The sequence below is a fragment of the Bradyrhizobium sp. RDM12 genome (genome assembly GCF_051917485.1).
Classification (GTDB): Bacteria; Pseudomonadota; Alphaproteobacteria; order Rhizobiales; family Xanthobacteraceae; genus Bradyrhizobium.
The window spans coordinates 5,973,994-5,989,790 of record NZ_CM133064.1 but is presented as its reverse complement, the minus strand read 5'-3'; the positions used below and the strand labels follow the sequence as shown (position 1 = coordinate 5,989,790).

15 protein-coding genes are annotated in these 15,797 nt (G+C 59.0%); 11 read left to right on the top strand and 4 right to left on the bottom strand.

Features of this window, described 5'->3' with window-relative positions; genetic code table 11:
• Positions 1-360 precede the first annotated feature (360 nt).
• Together ACTGJ9_RS29420 and ACTGJ9_RS29415 are read left to right on the top strand one after the other, a co-directional pair.
• Positions 361-885: a PAS domain-containing protein gene (locus tag ACTGJ9_RS29420; protein ID WP_456673921.1), complete on the top strand. Its 525-nt coding sequence runs from the start codon at positions 361-363 to the stop codon at positions 883-885.
• A gap of 180 nt (positions 886-1,065) precedes the next feature.
• Complete coding sequence (locus ACTGJ9_RS29415) at positions 1,066-1,668, top strand: sulfite oxidase-like oxidoreductase (protein ID WP_456673920.1); 603 nt, start codon at positions 1,066-1,068, stop codon at positions 1,666-1,668.
• 38 nt (positions 1,669-1,706) lie between these two features.
• Here the strand turns inward: ACTGJ9_RS29415 and ACTGJ9_RS29410 are convergent, their stop codons facing one another.
• From ACTGJ9_RS29410 to ACTGJ9_RS29400, 3 genes are all read right to left on the bottom strand, one after another.
• Positions 1,707-2,018, bottom strand: a complete 312-nt coding sequence (locus tag ACTGJ9_RS29410; protein WP_456678669.1) for a response regulator transcription factor — start codon at positions 2,016-2,018, stop codon at positions 1,707-1,709.
• Between the two features lie 434 nt (positions 2,019-2,452).
• Positions 2,453-3,109, bottom strand: a complete 657-nt coding sequence (locus tag ACTGJ9_RS29405; protein ID WP_456673919.1) for a response regulator transcription factor — start codon at positions 3,107-3,109, stop codon at positions 2,453-2,455.
• A 432-nt stretch (positions 3,110-3,541) separates the two neighbouring features.
• Positions 3,542-4,717, bottom strand: a complete 1,176-nt coding sequence (locus ACTGJ9_RS29400) for a helix-turn-helix domain-containing protein (protein ID WP_456673918.1) — start codon at positions 4,715-4,717, stop codon at positions 3,542-3,544.
• A gap of 838 nt (positions 4,718-5,555) precedes the next feature.
• Here ACTGJ9_RS29400 and ACTGJ9_RS29395 point away from each other — a divergent pair.
• Complete coding sequence (locus ACTGJ9_RS29395; protein ID WP_456673917.1) at positions 5,556-6,230, top strand: peroxiredoxin-like family protein; 675 nt, start codon at positions 5,556-5,558, stop codon at positions 6,228-6,230.
• A 116-nt stretch (positions 6,231-6,346) separates the two neighbouring features.
• Here the strand turns inward: ACTGJ9_RS29395 and ACTGJ9_RS29390 are convergent, their stop codons facing one another.
• Complete coding sequence (locus tag ACTGJ9_RS29390; protein WP_456673916.1) at positions 6,347-7,387, bottom strand: LysR family transcriptional regulator; 1,041 nt, start codon at positions 7,385-7,387, stop codon at positions 6,347-6,349.
• Between the two features lie 802 nt (positions 7,388-8,189).
• Between ACTGJ9_RS29390 and ACTGJ9_RS29385 the strand changes: the two genes are divergently transcribed.
• From ACTGJ9_RS29385 to ACTGJ9_RS29350, 8 genes are all read left to right on the top strand, one after another.
• Positions 8,190-8,612: a helix-turn-helix domain-containing protein gene (locus tag ACTGJ9_RS29385; protein WP_456673915.1), complete on the top strand. Its 423-nt coding sequence runs from the start codon at positions 8,190-8,192 to the stop codon at positions 8,610-8,612.
• Between the two features lie 1,388 nt (positions 8,613-10,000).
• Positions 10,001-10,774, top strand: coding sequence for a heme ABC transporter permease (locus ACTGJ9_RS29380; protein ID WP_456673914.1), 774 nt, complete (start codon positions 10,001-10,003; stop codon positions 10,772-10,774).
• Between the two features lie 44 nt (positions 10,775-10,818).
• Positions 10,819-10,935, top strand: coding sequence for a hypothetical protein (locus ACTGJ9_RS29375; protein WP_456673913.1), 117 nt, complete (start codon positions 10,819-10,821; stop codon positions 10,933-10,935).
• Positions 10,936-10,973: 38 nt separating this feature from the next.
• Positions 10,974-11,555, top strand: coding sequence for a DsbE family thiol:disulfide interchange protein (locus ACTGJ9_RS29370; RefSeq protein WP_456673912.1), 582 nt, complete (start codon positions 10,974-10,976; stop codon positions 11,553-11,555).
• Between the two features lie 136 nt (positions 11,556-11,691).
• The gene (gene ccmI / locus ACTGJ9_RS29365; RefSeq protein ID WP_456673911.1) at positions 11,692-12,801 is read left to right on the top strand and encodes a c-type cytochrome biogenesis protein CcmI; all 1,110 of its coding nucleotides are present in this window, start codon (positions 11,692-11,694) and stop codon (positions 12,799-12,801) included.
• Between the two features lie 3 nt (positions 12,802-12,804).
• Positions 12,805-13,302 (top strand): cytochrome c maturation protein CcmE, encoded by a 498-nt coding sequence (gene ccmE, locus ACTGJ9_RS29360; protein ID WP_456673910.1) that lies wholly within the window; start codon positions 12,805-12,807, stop codon positions 13,300-13,302.
• Positions 13,299-15,299 (top strand): heme lyase CcmF/NrfE family subunit, encoded by a 2,001-nt coding sequence (locus ACTGJ9_RS29355; protein ID WP_456673909.1) that lies wholly within the window; start codon positions 13,299-13,301, stop codon positions 15,297-15,299. The genes ccmE and ACTGJ9_RS29355 overlap by 4 nt, the downstream gene beginning before the upstream one ends.
• Entirely contained in the window at positions 15,296-15,772 is a 477-nt protein-coding gene (locus tag ACTGJ9_RS29350; protein WP_456673908.1) for a cytochrome c-type biogenesis protein, read from the top strand. The genes ACTGJ9_RS29355 and ACTGJ9_RS29350 overlap by 4 nt, the downstream gene beginning before the upstream one ends.
• The last annotated feature ends 25 nt before the right edge of the window (positions 15,773-15,797 follow it).

Below are 15,797 nucleotides of genomic sequence, written 5' to 3'. Positions count from 1 at the left end.
TTCGAGGAACCCATTGGCGTGATGCGGGCGTTCATCTCGACCCCACCACAAGACTTGGATGGCTCCGCCATCTGCGCTCCCAATGAGTCCGCTGCCAGGCCCCACGGGTCCGCGCGGGCTCATGAACCGAAGCGGGCGTTTTTCTAATGGCGCATAAGCGAAGAGGCCAGGTTCTGAACCCGATCGTAGTTGGCCTAAACGAAACGAAAGGACTGCCCTTTCATTGTTTATCTGCGACTACAAAATGGTAGGCACCGAAAGCCGGCTGGGCAAGTTAGCATGTCGGGGTTGAGTCAACGGCCGCGAAATGGAAATTCCGTTAAATGCACTGGAGCAGTTTTTCGCAGAAGGAGGTTGAACATGGCAACAAGCAAGATGATTTTGGATGGTGACTTCGACAAAATCGACTTCCGAGGAGAACTGGTCGACGGACATCTCGTCGCAAAAGGGATTCTTGCGGACCAAGCAGCAATGGATTCTATCCCAGTAGGGATGTACGTTCTCGAAAAGGATGCCACCGTCGTCAAGTGCAACAAAGCTGCAATCGCGGGTTGGGGACGCACGCCTTCTCTGGGAACCTCAGAAAAGTATTGCGGGTCACACCTTCTTCGTTACCCCTCGGGAGAAGTGATGCCGCACGAACTTGCACCCCCCTCCGTGGTGATCAACAACGGCGGCACCGTTCGGAACGCCGATGTCATCTGCGAACAGCCCAACGGTAATCGTCTTCTGGCCCTCGTTAATGTCTTTCCGATTCGCGACGACGAGGACGAGGTGATCGGAGCCGTCAACATTTTCCGTCACAACACCAGCAAGACTGTTCCTGGCTTACTCTCCGAGCCTGCAAGTAGTTCTAACCCCAAGATCGGGGAGGGGGAGGAGTGAGCCTCCTCCTTCGCCACTTCGGGCTGGACTAGGGCGTTGGTAGTTCGCTTCTCGGAATGTAGGGTACCAAGCACCTATGTTCCGTGATGCCCGACGCAACCCGGGTGACCGCTTTTCATGCCCCGGAGATCACTGCGTGCACCAACTAGGCCGCGCTATACTTTTGCGGAGGAGCTACTCGTGCAATCGACCGAGCGACGCGAACGGGAGCGTGAGATGCGTGACGCTGGGCGGCTGCCCCCAGGACAGTCGCTGACCCTCAAGTGGCCGGTGCTGCATGTGGGCTCGGTGCCGGTCTTTGCTCCCACGACGTGGGATTTTCGCGTGTTCGGCCTGGTAGAGGAGCAGCTGCGGCTTTCCTGGGAAGAGCTCTGCAAACTGCCGCAAAGTGAAGTGTTTGCTGACTTGCACTCAGTCTCGCGCTGGAGCCGGTTCAACAACCATTGGGGAGGGATTCTCGCCGCAGAATTGATGAAGCGAGTAACGTTGCGGCCAGAGGCGCGGCACGTGATGATCCATGGCGAGAACAACTACACGGCGAACCTGCCAATCTCGGACTTTCTGCTCCCGACGACGGTTTTCGCCTTGCGGCATGACGGCGAACCCCTTACGGCCGAGCATGGCTACCCGCTCCGGCTCGTGGTGCCAAACCTCTATGGTTATAAGAGCGTGAAATGGGTGCGCGGAATCCAGTTCTTGGATCGCGAATCGCCGGGCTTATGGGAATTTAACGGATTTCACATTTACGGGGACCCGTTCAAAGAGCAACGATTTTCGAGCTGAAGGGTACGTTTCCTGCGCGGCAGCCGATCGATTGCCGATTAGGGATTTTCATCTGATTTCGCGCGCTGTAGAGCCGATCTGACGCATCCGAGTAGAGCCTTTTCGTCAATGGGTTTGGTCAGGTAGCCAACGGCGCCTTGATCCAGAGCCCGAGCTCGCGCGCTGTCGTCGGGGTAAGCGGTGATCAGAATCGTTGGTATATTATAGCCGGATCCTACCAAGCGGCTATGCAACTCAGTCCCAGTCATGCGCGGCATGTGGACATCAACAATCAAACAGGAGCTATCGCGCAAGTTTGGAGATGCCAGAAACTCCACTGCGGACGAGTAGGTCTCAGTCGTGAATCCCATCGCTTGCAGGAGACCCGCTAAGGCTGAGCGAGATTGCTCATCATCATCGATGATCGAAATTTGAATCTCGCTAGACATATCCCCACCTTCATCGCTGGGGAGGTGGCCCGCCGCATCTCGCGTTCCGTGTCCATCTCAGGAAGCGCACTGCGCGGACACCATTGGACCCTAACGACAAGGGTCTGAGCTGGCGATTGTACGGCGGCCTGGCGGTGCTACACTTTGGAACAATCGATGCTATACTTAGGAATAATCGATGCAGACCATGTGAATGGTTCAGCCCAGTTTGGGCCACGTCCGAAAGCGTGCGCTGATGTCGGGTCGTCGCCATCGACCCGGCAGCAGGGCCTGGCGGCAAGCGATTAAAGCCGTCGGTTGATTTGCCCAAACAATAATCCTCTTAGCTGATGGACCCACGTGCAAGCAGGAAGCGATTAAGACCGGGGCGACTTTATACCGAGCGTCTCCGCCATTTTGACGAGCTCGGCCAGCGATTGCGCACCCATCTTCTGCATAACATGACCGCGGTGCGCCTTTACAGTGATCTCAGCTATCTCTAGCTTGAAAGCGATCTGCTTGTTCTTTAAGCCAGTGGTTACGAGAGCCAGCACCTCTCGCTCGCGCGCGCTTAATCGCTCGAGACGCGACTTCAATTCCGTGAGCCGCTGCTCGGTCTTCCGCCGCGTCCGATCGCGCTCGAGCGCGATCGTGACTGCATCCAGCATGTCTTGATCGCGGAACGGCTTGGTCAGAAAATCAACAGCGCCTGCCTTCATGGCCCTGACCGACATCGGAATGTCGCCATGGCCCGTCATGAAGATGATGGGAATGGAAGCGTTCACTTTCGACAGCTCGGCTTGGACATCGAGACCGCCTAGGCCCGGCAATCTGACGTCAAGTACGAGGCAGCTCACCGCGTCGAGCAACAATTTGCCTTCCAGCAGCTCCGCTGCCGAGCCAAACATCTTTACCTTGAAGCCGACTGAGTTGAACAGATCCCCGAGTGAGGCGCGGAAGTCGTTATCATCGTCAACGACGACGATGGTTGGCTCCTCCGCTACCGCACGCTTTTGAGTTGAATGCTGCGCCACGGGATACTCCCCCAAAACCGACAATTCTGTGTAAAAATATCATCTTCACGAAGCCCATTCAACAAATGGCACTCCGCGAGTTCCAGCGTGGAACGCGATCGTTTGCGCGTGATTGTGATCTGGCATGTCATCGGTCCGACCCTAGTCTCGCGTCCAGCCCATCAGCAGCTACCGATTTGCGAAACTCCCTATGATCGCTCTGGGCGGGTCCGTTCCCCAGCGCCGCTTGCTTTCGGTCGCTTTGCCGAAGTGCCGCGATCGGCCTGCTGCCTTCTCTTCGCCACCAGCGGCAGATGCATGCCTTCTTAAGGCCCGTATGGCCCGTGACCTGCTTTCTTGGCGGGCACCCAAAGCCCGATCGTCCTCATCGCATGTGACACCGAGAAGCCTCTACTTTCGAATCGCAAAGTTGAGCGCGACGCCGCAATTCATTCATACGGTTATCGGAGGAGCCACGCTTCGGCGGTAGTCCGCGGGGGCAATTCCCGTTGCCTTCCGAAACGCCGTGGCGAACGCGTTACGACTGCTGAAGCCGACCGCCCGACCGATTTCCGCCATAGAGCCTGCGCGGTTTGCTAGCAAGAATTTGGCATGCTCAACGCGACGTTTGGTCTGGTACCGATGAGGCGGCATTCCAAGAGATTGCTTGAACACGCGGCAGAAATGATACGGGCTAAGACGAACGAGCTGCGCCAACGTACCAATCGGTATCCGCTCATTGAGGTGTTCCTGGATGTAGGCGGTGACGAGCCGTTGCTGCCACTGCGCAAGGCCACCTTGGAGTTGACGTTGGATGCTGGGCATCCCGCAAGTGAAACGCACGACCTCATGCATGAGCAGACTTCCGAGACTCTCGAAATAGACCGGGTCTGCTGCAGAGCTATCGACGAACGTCTTCAGCTTGAGGGCGGTGTTCCATAGCGTTTCATTTTCGAATAGTAGCCGTGGGGAGTCCGGCAGGCCGGTGATGCCACGTTTAGAAAGAGCCTTCAGCCTCTCAGGGTCGAAGTAGAAGTACATGAGCCGCATCTGCGATCCGCGCGGCTCGTGCCAATCGTGAAACTCGCGGCCAGCAGGAACGAATGTCAGCTTCCGCTCGAGGTTCCGGAGCGCTGATGGCGGCAAACCTTCCACAAATGTTTCTCCATCGCGGCGCTCCCCCTTCTCGTACATCACGAGCATATGCATTGGAGCCCGATACTGATGTTGGATTTTGCCTCGGCTTGTGGATTGCACAGATTCGGCCGTCATGCCGTGCCCCGTTAGGGTGAGGCGTGCCACAGCCTCGCGAGGAGAAATATCAACAACGGGATGGATCAAGTCCGCCGGCAGGTGATCATCCAATTGGCGAGTTGGACCGAAAATGAGCGGTACATGGTCGCCAACAATGATCGGAGATTGAGCTATCGGCAGCAACATTCGTGATCTTGAAAGTTGTTGCTGACCCTCAGGGCCGTGGCGCCAATCGCGTGGCTTCCCAAGCTTCTCGCATAAGGGGGCTTGCTGGAGCTCGGGTCGCGAAAGTGGTCGGCGGCGTTCCGCCATCGCTTCACCCGTCTGCTTGAATTTGAGTTGTGGTATCGACTGGTCATCATTGGCTGAACGCATGGAATTCGGACTCCGATTTAGGACTGCATTCATCCATACCGTTGCGCTATCGCGGTGCCTGTTTTGGGAGTAGGGCGCCGCGCCGGGCCGAGCGGCAGATCCTCTCCGAAAGCTGCTACAAGCGATGCGAGGTGAGCCTGCCCTGCAACACGGAAGTGCCCAATTGCACTCGCGTTTGCATGTCTGACAGGAAGGGCAAAACCGGATTGAACTTTGACGGAGCAGGGCTGCGACTTTTGGATATCCCGGGTTCGACCTATTTGGCGTGCGGCGTCACCCCGCCGACTCCGATCTCTGAAGCGCCGGGCACGCGAACCTCAACTTGGTTAGCTCGGTCTCCCTCAACCGCGGGCAGGCTACAAGGCGCCTCTCTCGGTCGCGGCATACGCTATCAGCAACAGATGTTCGGACGAGTTGGCTTGCTCACGATTGTCGTAGCTTCGCGGCAGCATTTTGCAGAAGCACTCCTGACGAAGATGCCGAATAGGGCACGCGCTCCGTAAGTGGAAACCACTGCGTCGTGCAGCGATCAGGTGTCGGTTCGGAGGATACTGTTGGCGTACCAGCTCGTCCAGCTCGATGCTTGGCGTTTGCCTCTCCGCCATCGTGTCGCGCGGTAGGCAGGAGCCCTGGCGCGGTGAAAGCGTCGTGACCTCCTCAACGGAGCTGCTGCCTACTTGTTCGTTTGCCCGCGTGATACGGGGGCCCGCACTATTCCGGATGATTATTCGTCAACGATTACCATTCCAAAGTTGAATTGTCGCTTTCCAAAACGCACGGTCACCATGCAACAAACATACGCGGACAGGTGCCGCGAGGGGTATCGGGGAGAACCAGAATGGGCGACAAAGTTTCGAAGGGAGGGCCCGTCAGTACGCCGATGGCCCCTCCCGCGGAGACCTTGAGTGGCTTTCGCACGCTGGACGTCCGAACCGACCGGATGGTTTCATCATGGCTGCGAGAGGCGGGCGTTCCTGACGGCGCCCTGAAGGCGAACGCTCTTGCCCCTGATTTCCTTCTCCCGGAGGTAAATGGAAAGCTCGTTTCATCTTTGGAATTGCGACAAACTGCACCGTTGATTGTCACCTTCGTTTACGGGACTTGGTCCCCATTGTGCGCAGCTGCTCTACGCGCTCTTCACGGGGCCATCCCTAGTATCCGCGCTGCTGGCGGCAGAGCAATTGCGATAACGCCCGACACTGGGGACTTGCTACGCAATTTCCAACGCGATCGTCGACTGGATCTGGAAATCCTCTCCGACCTAGATCTTGGGGTGAGCCTTTCGTTCGGCCTGGTGTCCGTGGTGCCGGCGGAACTAAAGAGCCATCTCTTGCGGCGCGGACTCGATCTCTGCGCTCCCCATGGTTTCTCCTTTTGGATGTTGCCGATGCCGGCCATCTATGTCCTCGACCAACGAGGGATCATCCGTCGAGCGTCTGTCGGACCGGACTCCATCACGGGAGCGAAGGCCGAAACCTTGCTTACTGCCCTGTCCGAAATTGGATGGGCCTAAGCCTCGCCCTTCGAGGCTGACCGGAATGAGACAAGTCGATTCAAGAGGCCACCCATGGGCGACTGCAACTGCGTCATGGCCCCGCTTGTCCTGGCCATCCGCGACTTCGCGTCACTTCAGCAACGACGGTTGGATGCCCGCGACAAGCTCGGGCATGAAGAGGCGGGACCGGGGGCCGTGATTTGGATCAAGGAGCCTGCACCTTGTGCATCAGCCGTGCAAACATTGTCGTTGTTCGAGTCAGGGGCAGATGCGCGGCGGAGTTTGTCCAACGCACTCGTCCAGTCGCGAAGACGAGCAACCTTGATGAAGGCGTCAAGCGCCGGCGAATACTGCCTCCCAGCGACGGCCAAAAGCTGCACCTCGCGCCGGACGGGGTCGCCCTCAATTCGGATAGTGGCGAGCGACGGCAGTCTGGGAGCGTGCTCTGGCGCCAAGATGGCCCCCAAACCGGCGAATGCCATTTGCTGAAGATGCCTTTCCTGATCGCTCCTGTGCACAACCTTAGGGCCTGGGTGGTCGGCAAAACAAACCCGCTTGAATCGGTCTGCGACGTCGCATCCGACCCTTTCGAGAAAGACCAACTCATGCAAGTCTTGGAGCAGGATGACGGTTTGCCTGGCCATCGGATGTTTCCGAGACAAGATGAGCAGGCAGCTTTCCTCGAACAGGCGCCAGCGGTCGATACGCTCAGGTAGCTCCATGGCGTCACCGACAAGTGCGGCATTGATCTCGCCATCCAAAAGCATCGCAACCAGCCCGTTGGCATCGGCCTCGCGCAGATCGACTCGAAGATCGGGGATGATCCGGGCGAGCTCCACGAGCAATTCCGTAATGAGTGCGGCAGAGACTGACGGCACGAGTCCGATCTTGAGCGGGGCGATTGTCTTCTTTTGATAGCCTCGTGCCTGAAGCCGTACGGCCTCGGCGGCGGAAAATATTTTCTCCAGCGTGGGCAAAATCATCTTGCCCAGATCGGTGAGCTGGGTGAGATGACGTTCACGGTGAATCAGCGCGCCGCCGAGTTCTTGCTCCAGCTTTTGTATTGCCTTTGTCAGCGCCGGCTGTGTCACATTGCATTGCTCCGCAGCTCGTGTAAAATTTAGCGTCTTTGCGAGCGATAAGAAGTATCGCACCTGATAAAGCTGCAGCTGCATAGTCATACTCGAAAGATTTGCCGCGGTTCGGGCCGTTCGGTTCGTTGCCATAGTGGGCAGGGGTGATGATCAACCGGTTGCTCGCGGAGCTTCCGAGGAAACAGGTATTGTGCGCCGGCTCGGAATTGCCGGCCGCGTCTTGCTGAAAGCGTTCGCATCGATGCTGTTTCCTATTGAGGTGGCGGTTGCTGGAACGTCGTACTCGAGACCAGTTTGATGTCAGGTTTGCATTGGGATCGCCTCGACCACCTTTCCGTTAAGTGCTTTTTTGCTCATTTGGGGATCTCCTAAGGCGTCGGTTCTGGACAGTGATATGAGGGCCGCGGGAAGCGCGGCACGCTCGCGCTCGTCGAAGAGGTTCCCAACTTCGCTTGGGCAGTTGGTCATGGCGAGCAGATGCGCATCATCCTAGCCATAATACAGTACCAAGATTTGCAATTGTCCTGTCCCAAGACTAAGACATCAGCTCAATCCGAGAGTCCGAAACACATGTCCGAGCGTCCAAATCTTACATTTCTTCGATCCTATCTCAATGTGCTGATGGCAATTGTGGATGTCGACGTCATTGGGCTCATCGAGTGTTGGGTTAGCCCAGGCTGGCGCCTGTCATTCGGAAGCGCGGAGGCGCCGGCTATCCACTACAATCTTTCCGGGACCGGACGAATGGTCGTGGGTGGCTTCTCCGCAGTTCCTCTGGTACCTCACACCCTTGTCATCACACCGGCCAAGAAGCCGTTTCACATCGAGGTCGATGACCGCACAGCGGCCAAGAGTCAGCGGCCGGCGGGTTGGAATGCAGGCGATGACGACCGCCATGCTCAAGCAGGTGCTCGTCACGCTCCTCCGTCGCAGTCTCAATTCGACCAGCGTTTGGCTCGAACGCTTCTCTATGTTGAGTGACCGTCAAATCGCTCTTGCGTTCGCCGATATGCTGGTGCGGCCGTCGGCCGATCACTCCGTCATGGCCTTCGCGCAGAAGGCCGGCTTGAGCCGATCCGCATTCATGGCGCGCTTTGTGCGCACGATAGGATGTTCGCCAATGGTAGCGCTCCGGCAAATACGGATGAAGCGTGCAGCCGATATGCTCGCCGCGAGGGCATTTTCAGTAGAGCAGATCGCGCGGGCGGTCGGTTATAGGAGCTGCAGTAGCTTTCTCCGTGCCTTTCGCCAAGTGCATGGATACGTTCCGGAAGAATCTGAGGGTGATGGACAGAACTCCGATTGAACATACGGCGAGGTAGTGACGGCAGCCGCAGCAGCCAAACGCCGCCGCGATGCGACCGCGTCTGAATTAAGGTTATGATAAATGGTTATCGGATAGATAGTCGCAGGGCATTTCCCATCATCCGGCGGCGACGGCACCTCAGCAGCTCGCCTTGCGAGTTACTACCGGGGCGACCGAAACGCGTCGCCGAGCTGTCGCGGTCACAACAACGTTAGCCACCATGCGCGGCTCATCGTGGTTGGGCGCGCGATCCTTTGTCAAGAATTCGATCATGGCCTCCAAAGCGGCTGGCCGATTAGCAACCGATGGCACCTGCATTGCGAAACCGAAATGACTGATTTGAAGTCATATGTGGACGGTCCCGTGTCGCGCATTTTCTTCGCTGCTTGAGACGCGGTCGCCCTCTAACTCCTGCCGTACCGGTCTTGATCGTAGGCCTGCAGGATGCGGACAAACTCGGCCATGCTGGATCGATCCCGATCCGGTCACAACCGCAACTTGAGCATTGGACGCGGGCCGGTTCCCTTGCCAGAACCGGATTAAGAGATCGGCGATGCTTATCATGGGGGGCTCTCCGCACCCAACCGTGGAAGTAAACAGTAATTACTGGCAACATACGGCTCGATCATCGGAAAGACCGGTCGAGCATTACGTGGCCGGCCTTGTCCTGCAACTGCCTGCTCGCGGGCCGGTTCCGTTGCTTTTCACTCCGTATCATCTGGTAGCACCGAGCGCTTAGTTGTTGCCATTGCGCCAGGGTATGAAGTGACCCTACCGAGGTATAGGTCGACCAGACCTCGGTTCATTTCCATATGAGTGCACACAAAAAGAAGGGCCGCCTGCGTTGCCACAAGCGGCCCAAGTCTAGGGAGGAAACGCCCAAGGGGGGCAGCGATAGCTGGGAGGGCCACCGCATGCGTTATAGATACGACGATCGCGATTGGTGGCTCAATTGAACCTACGTACGGGTCGGGCATCCAAACGGCGTAAGGGATCTATACGAAGAAGGCACCCTTTAAAGCGGACCGCTTACACGAGACGAGCGCCGTCGCTTTTGGCTCATTACGCCGAGTATCGAGCGCGGCATTAACCGCTATCTCGGCGTCGCACGCGATCGAATAGCGCGCGGCTCCCACCTGCTATCGGTCTCTCGAATTGCTGTGCCGTCTGCACGCGAGGATTTCGGCCACTCCAAGTATACAAATCGCAGCCGCTCAGCTCTGGGCGCCTAGCCGGCATCAAAACAATAACTGGAGGTAATTTGTGAAATCGTCTCCGGTGTGATGCGATACTCATCGGCTTGCAGACGTTCCAGTTGCACGAACTTTCGACGCGAGCCGCAGTCGGCAGCTCCCGGCCTGCAGTTTGATTTCGAGGAGATCGGAAAGTTGAAGCTGAACTTCACTGCCTACAGCAATCCTGGTAATTTCGTGCGCATTGCCGCAAAGCTGCTGCCTTGGCTTTGGGCTTCGACGGCGTTCGCCTTCATACTTGGTCTGCTTGGAACATTCGCCGCGCCACCCGACTACCAGCAAGGCGAGACGGTGCGTATCATGTACATCCACGTGCCCGCCGCGTGGACAGCGATGCTCGCTTACATGTCCATGACGGTGTTTGCGCTCGGATCCTTGGTTTGGCGTCATCCACTTTCCGATGCAGCACAAAAGGCGGCTGCGCCGCTTGGCGCGGCTTTCACCTTCATCTGCCTGGCCACAGGCTCCCTCTGGGGTAAACCGATGTGGGGCACATTTTGGGTTTGGGACGCCCGGCTCACCTCCGTGTTGGTTCTGTTTCTGATCTATCTCGGACTAATCGCGCTCTGGCAGACGATCGAGGACCCGAACAGGGCGGCACGAGCAGTTTCGATCATGACCTTGGTAGGGTTCATCAACATCCCAATCGTGAAGTTCTCGGTTGATTGGTGGAACACTCTCCACCAGCCGGCGTCCGTATTTCGGATGGAGGGCTCGGCGATTGCTGGCACGATGTTATGGCCGCTAATTGTGATGGCGCTCGCATACACGCTTTTGTTCGTGACTCTCCACGTAATGGCCGTCCGTAACGAAATCATGCGACGCCGAATCCGGCGGCTTGCGATCACGATGGCGGCTGCGGGCGAACCTGCGGTGGCTTGCATGCTGCCTGTCGAAATGGCGTCCTGAGCAGAATGATGCAGCATACTGGGTTCATCACAGCGACTTTTCTGGTGACGGGCACCATGCTTGCCGGGATGATCGCGGCGGTCCTCATCGACTATCGCGTTCAGCGCCGTACCTTGCGTCGTCTGCAACTTCGTCACTCCAATCCGCGCGGCCGCGTATGAGCAATATCCGAACTTCGATTCACCTCCCCCCGAGCGCCATGGCCCGTCGCCGCGCACTGGCCCGCCTGTGGGTGACTATCCCTCTTCTAGTTTTCTTCGGAATTGCGGCGTTACTCCTGGTGCGGCTCGGCGCCGGAGACCCGTCACTCGTGCCCTCCGCTGTGATCGGCAAGCCGGCACCGCAGTTTGCGCTGGAGCCGCTCGAGGGGCTTCCCACGCCTGGTCCACCTGGCTTGTCGAGCGCCGATCTGCGGAAGGGGCACGTGACAATCGTGAACGTGTTCGCATCATGGTGTGTCGAGTGCCGGGAGGAACAAGGGGCTCTGATGGCGTTGGCGAGCGACCGGATGCTGCAGCGACAGGGGGTGAAGCTTACCGGTATCGTCTACAAAGACGATCCCAGAAACGCGCTGGCCTATCTTGCCGCCAACGGGAACCCCTTCGCACAGGTCGGCACTGACCGGTCCGGCCGAACGGGCATCGATTTCGGCGTCTATGGAGTCCCCGAGACTTATGTGGTCAAGGGCGATGGCACAATCGCCTACAAGCTGGTTGGCGGCATCTCGGACGCAAGCCGACCTGCTTTGATGGCGGCAATTGCCGGGGCAGAGCGTCCATGACGATTGCCTTGCATCATTCGGGAGTGACCGATCGGACCATGGGAGCGGCACAGGAAGCAGTCCGATCTTCAACCGCGGCGGCTGCCCGAAAACGCGGTGCGTTACGCATTGGCGAAAACGGACGGAGGCCTTGAACATGCTCTGGGCCGCCTTCGCAATGATGACCTTCGCGATCGTGCTGGCGCTGGCTCGGTCGCTCTCCGAGCGGCGCGAGAGCTTTGGCGCGCACGATTCCGACGTGGCCTTCTATCGCGGCCTTCTGGCCGAGGCGGATGATGACGTCCGCTGCGGACTCGTAGGGCCCGAGGATGCGATGGCGACGCGTGCCGAGATCGAGCGCCGGCTGCTCGCGTCACTCGACTCCGCGTCGGAGAGCCGGCCGCATGCGTCGCGGCGCTGGCAGCCGAGACGCACTGCAGCGGCCTTCGCGATCGTCCTAGTGCTGCCGCTCGTCGCGCTCGCGTCGTATCTCAAGGTCGGCGCTCCCAACCAGCCCGACATGCCGATCGCATCGAGGCGCGCGGGTGAGGACTTCACTCTCGCTGCGGCGATCTCCGAAGTCGAGACGCGTCTCAAGGCCCACCCCAATGATGGCCGCGGATTCCAGGTTGTCGCGCCAATTTACCTGCGCATGGGAAGGTTTCAGGATGCGGCGCATGCGTATAGGGCGGCGCTGCGGCTGCTCGGCGAGAATGCGGAGGAGCGTGCGTCTCTTGGGCAGGCTCTGACGATGGCTGCCGACGGGGTCGTCACTGCAGAAGCACGCGGTGCCATTAACCAAGCGCTCGTGGATGATCCCAAACAGCCTCTGGCCCGATTCTTCCATGCGCTCGCAGTAGAGCAAGATGGCGACACAGATCGGGCGAGACAACTTTGGGAAGCGCTAGAGGCTGATACGCCAGCTGGCGCCCCGTGGATGGATGCCGTCCGGCAACACCTGCATAGGTCTTCTAGGGCGACTCAATCAAACCCAGAAGCCGGCCGAAGCCGGACTGACATCCCAGCGCTTCCTCCGGAGCAGCGGAGAGACGCGATCCGCGGGATGGTGGGAGGACTCGCCGAGAAGCTTTCGAAGAATGGCCATGACCTTCAGGGCTGGCTGCAACTGATTAGGTCCTACGTCGTACTGGGTGAACGCCAGAAGGCCGAAGCGGCCGTCGCAAGTGCGCGAGCCCAGTTAGCCGACGATGCGCAAGCGCCAGCTCGCATCGATGAACTCGTCACTCAACTTGGCTTGAAGGGGTAGACTTTGACCAGAAAGGGCAGGCGCATCACTATCATCAGCGTAGCAGGCTTCACTTTGGCCATCGCGGTTGGGCTCATCCTGTTTGCGTTGCGTGACAGCATCGTCTTCTTCTACGGGCCGACCGAGATGGCCGCAAAGGCGCCGCCGCGAGGAACCCGTCTGCGCATCGGCGGCCTGGTGAAACCTGGCTCACTTACCTATGGTGGATCGTCGACTGTCGTCTTCGCTGTGACCGACCTGAAGTACGACATCAAGGTCAGCTACACCGGATTGCTGCCGGATCTCTTCCGTGAAGGACAAGGCGTCGTGGCCGAGGGCACGGTGGAGGGACCGGGCGTCTTTCATGCCGATACCGTGTTCGCCAAACACGACGAGCGATACATGCCCAAGGACGTAGCCGACAAACTCAAGGAATCAGGCATTTGGCGGAACGAAAATCCGCGTGGGCGCAATAGCGCGGCCTTCCACGAAACACCACAGCCGGACGGACCGAAAGGATGATCGTCGAAACCGGACATTATGCGCTCGCTCTGGCTCTCGCCGTCGCGCTGCTTCAGTCAGTTCTGCCGCTGTGGGGCACCCGCAGTGGCGATTCTGGACTGACTTCCATTGCGGTCCCGGCTGCAATCACCCAGTTCCTGTTGTTGGGCTATGCCTTCGCGGCCCTGACTTACGCTCATGTGGTGTCCGACTTCAGTCTCGTGACAGTCGCCGAGAACTCGCTCACCACCAAACCACTTGTATACAAACTCGCCGGCGTTTGGGGCAATCACGAAGGATCCATGCTGCTTTGGGTTCTGATCCTCGCGTCCTTCGGAGCGGCAGTTGCGATTCTCGGGCGCGGCATGACAAAGGAATTGCGCGCCAATACACTAACGGTCCAAGGCTGGATCTCCTTTGCCTTCCTCTGCTTCATCCTGTTCACCTCCGATCCCTTCGTGCGACGGTTTCCGGCGCCCTTTGAAGGCCAGGATCTCAATCCGCTGCTTCAAGACGCGGGGCTGGCAATACACCCACCGCTCCTTTACCTCGGTTATGTCGGCTCCTCGATCGTGTTCTCGTTCGCAGTGGCGGCGCTGATCAGCGGACGGTTGGACGCCGCTTGGGCCCGCTACGTTCGGCCTTGGATACTTATTGCCTGGATTTTTCTAACGCTTGGCATAGCCATGGGCTCGTACTGGGCCTATTACACCCTAGGCTGGGGCGGGTTCTGGTTCTGGGATCCGGTCGAAAACGCGTCGCTCATGCCCTGGCTTGCGGGTACGGCGCTTCTGCATTCGGCCGCCGTTATGGAGAAACGCGAAGCGCTCAAGATCTGGACACTGTTCCTGGCGATACTTACATTTTCGCTATCGCTGCTCGGCACATTCCTGGTGCGTTCAGGGGTGCTGACCTCCGTCCATTCGTTTGCCAGCGACCCGACGCGCGGCGTCTTCATCCTGATCATCCTGACCGTGTTCATCGGCGGTTCCCTCGCGCTTTATGCTTGGCGTGCGCCTTCCCTGAGCCAACGTGGTCTATTCGCGCCCGTATCACGCGAGAGCGCGCTCGCAGTCAACAACCTGCTGCTCACCGCCTGCTGCGCTACGGTCCTGACCGGCACGCTCTATCCGCTCGCGCTTGAGGCTCTGATCGGGGACAAGATCTCGGTCGGCGCACCGTTTTTCAATTTGACGCTCGGTCCGCTACTAGCGTTGATCGTTCTGCTGATGCCGATCGGTCAGTCGCTCGCCTGGAAGCGTGGCGACCTGCTCGGCGCGGCGCAGCGGGCGACGGTTGCAGCCTTGGGGGGCCTCGTGGTCGCACTTGTGCTCGTTGCCGTCATCCGAGGCGGCCCTGTCCTCGCCGCCGTCGGTCTCGGCTTCGCCGTCTACCTCGTAGTCGGTTCGTTCGCTGATGTGATGTCGCGTATCTGGGCAGGTGGGCAGCCCATTCGGGTGATGCTGGCCCGCGCGGTCGGGCTGCCGCGCTCCGCCTGGGGTGCTGCTATCGCTCACGCTGGCCTTGGCGTGACACTTATGGGCTTGGCGGCGACCGGTTGGGGTGTGGAGCGGATCGCGACCGTCAAGCTAGGCCAGGGGATCGATCTCGGGCCTTATCAAGCCACTATCGAAAATCTACAATCGCGACAGGGCCCGAACTACTCCGAAGTCCTGGCCTACACGGTCATAAGCCGGGGCGGCGCGGCCGTGGCCACCGTCGAGCCCGCCAAGCGCAGTTTTCCCGTACGACAGACTACGGTCAGCGAGGCAGGCATCGTGACGCTGGGTTTTGGCCAGATCTACATTTCGCTTGGGGACCAGCACGCGGATGGTTCGATCGATGCGCGCATGTTCTGGAAGCCGCTTGTGACGGCCATCTGGATAGGCGGCGTCATCATGGCGTTTGGAGGGATCGTGTCGTTGTCTGATAGACGCCTCAGAATTGGCTTCGCGCGGCGCGCGGTTCGCGTCCGCGCCGCAGCCAACCCCGCAGCAGCGCCGCAGGCCGCCGAATGACTTCGCTTGGTCGCATTCTTCTGCTTTCGATCGTATTCGCAGGCCTCGCGCCTGGCTTGGCCAGGGCGGTGCAGCCAGACGAGGTGCTGCCCAACCCGAAAGTTGAGGCGCGCGCGCGCGATATTTCCGCCGGACTGCGCTGCCTGGTCTGCCAAAACCAGTCGATCGACGACTCGAAAGCAGAGTTCGCGCGGGATCTCCGACTGCTGGTGCGCGAACGCCTTAACCTCGGCGAGAGCGATGAGCAGGTCCGCGACTTTCTGGTGAAGCGTTATGGGAACTTTATCCTGCTGAAGCCACCGCTCGACTTGGAAACCGCCTTCCTCTGGGGAATGCCGGCTTTGGTGCTCGCGGCGGGCGGGATGGCTCTCCTGTTCGGATTGCGACGCGTACAACCTACGCCGGCGGCGCCCTTGAGCCAGGCCGAGCGGGATCGGCTCGCGGCCTTGTTAGACGCCGATACTCCGCTATAGTCGTTGCTCGATGATCAAGTCGTCT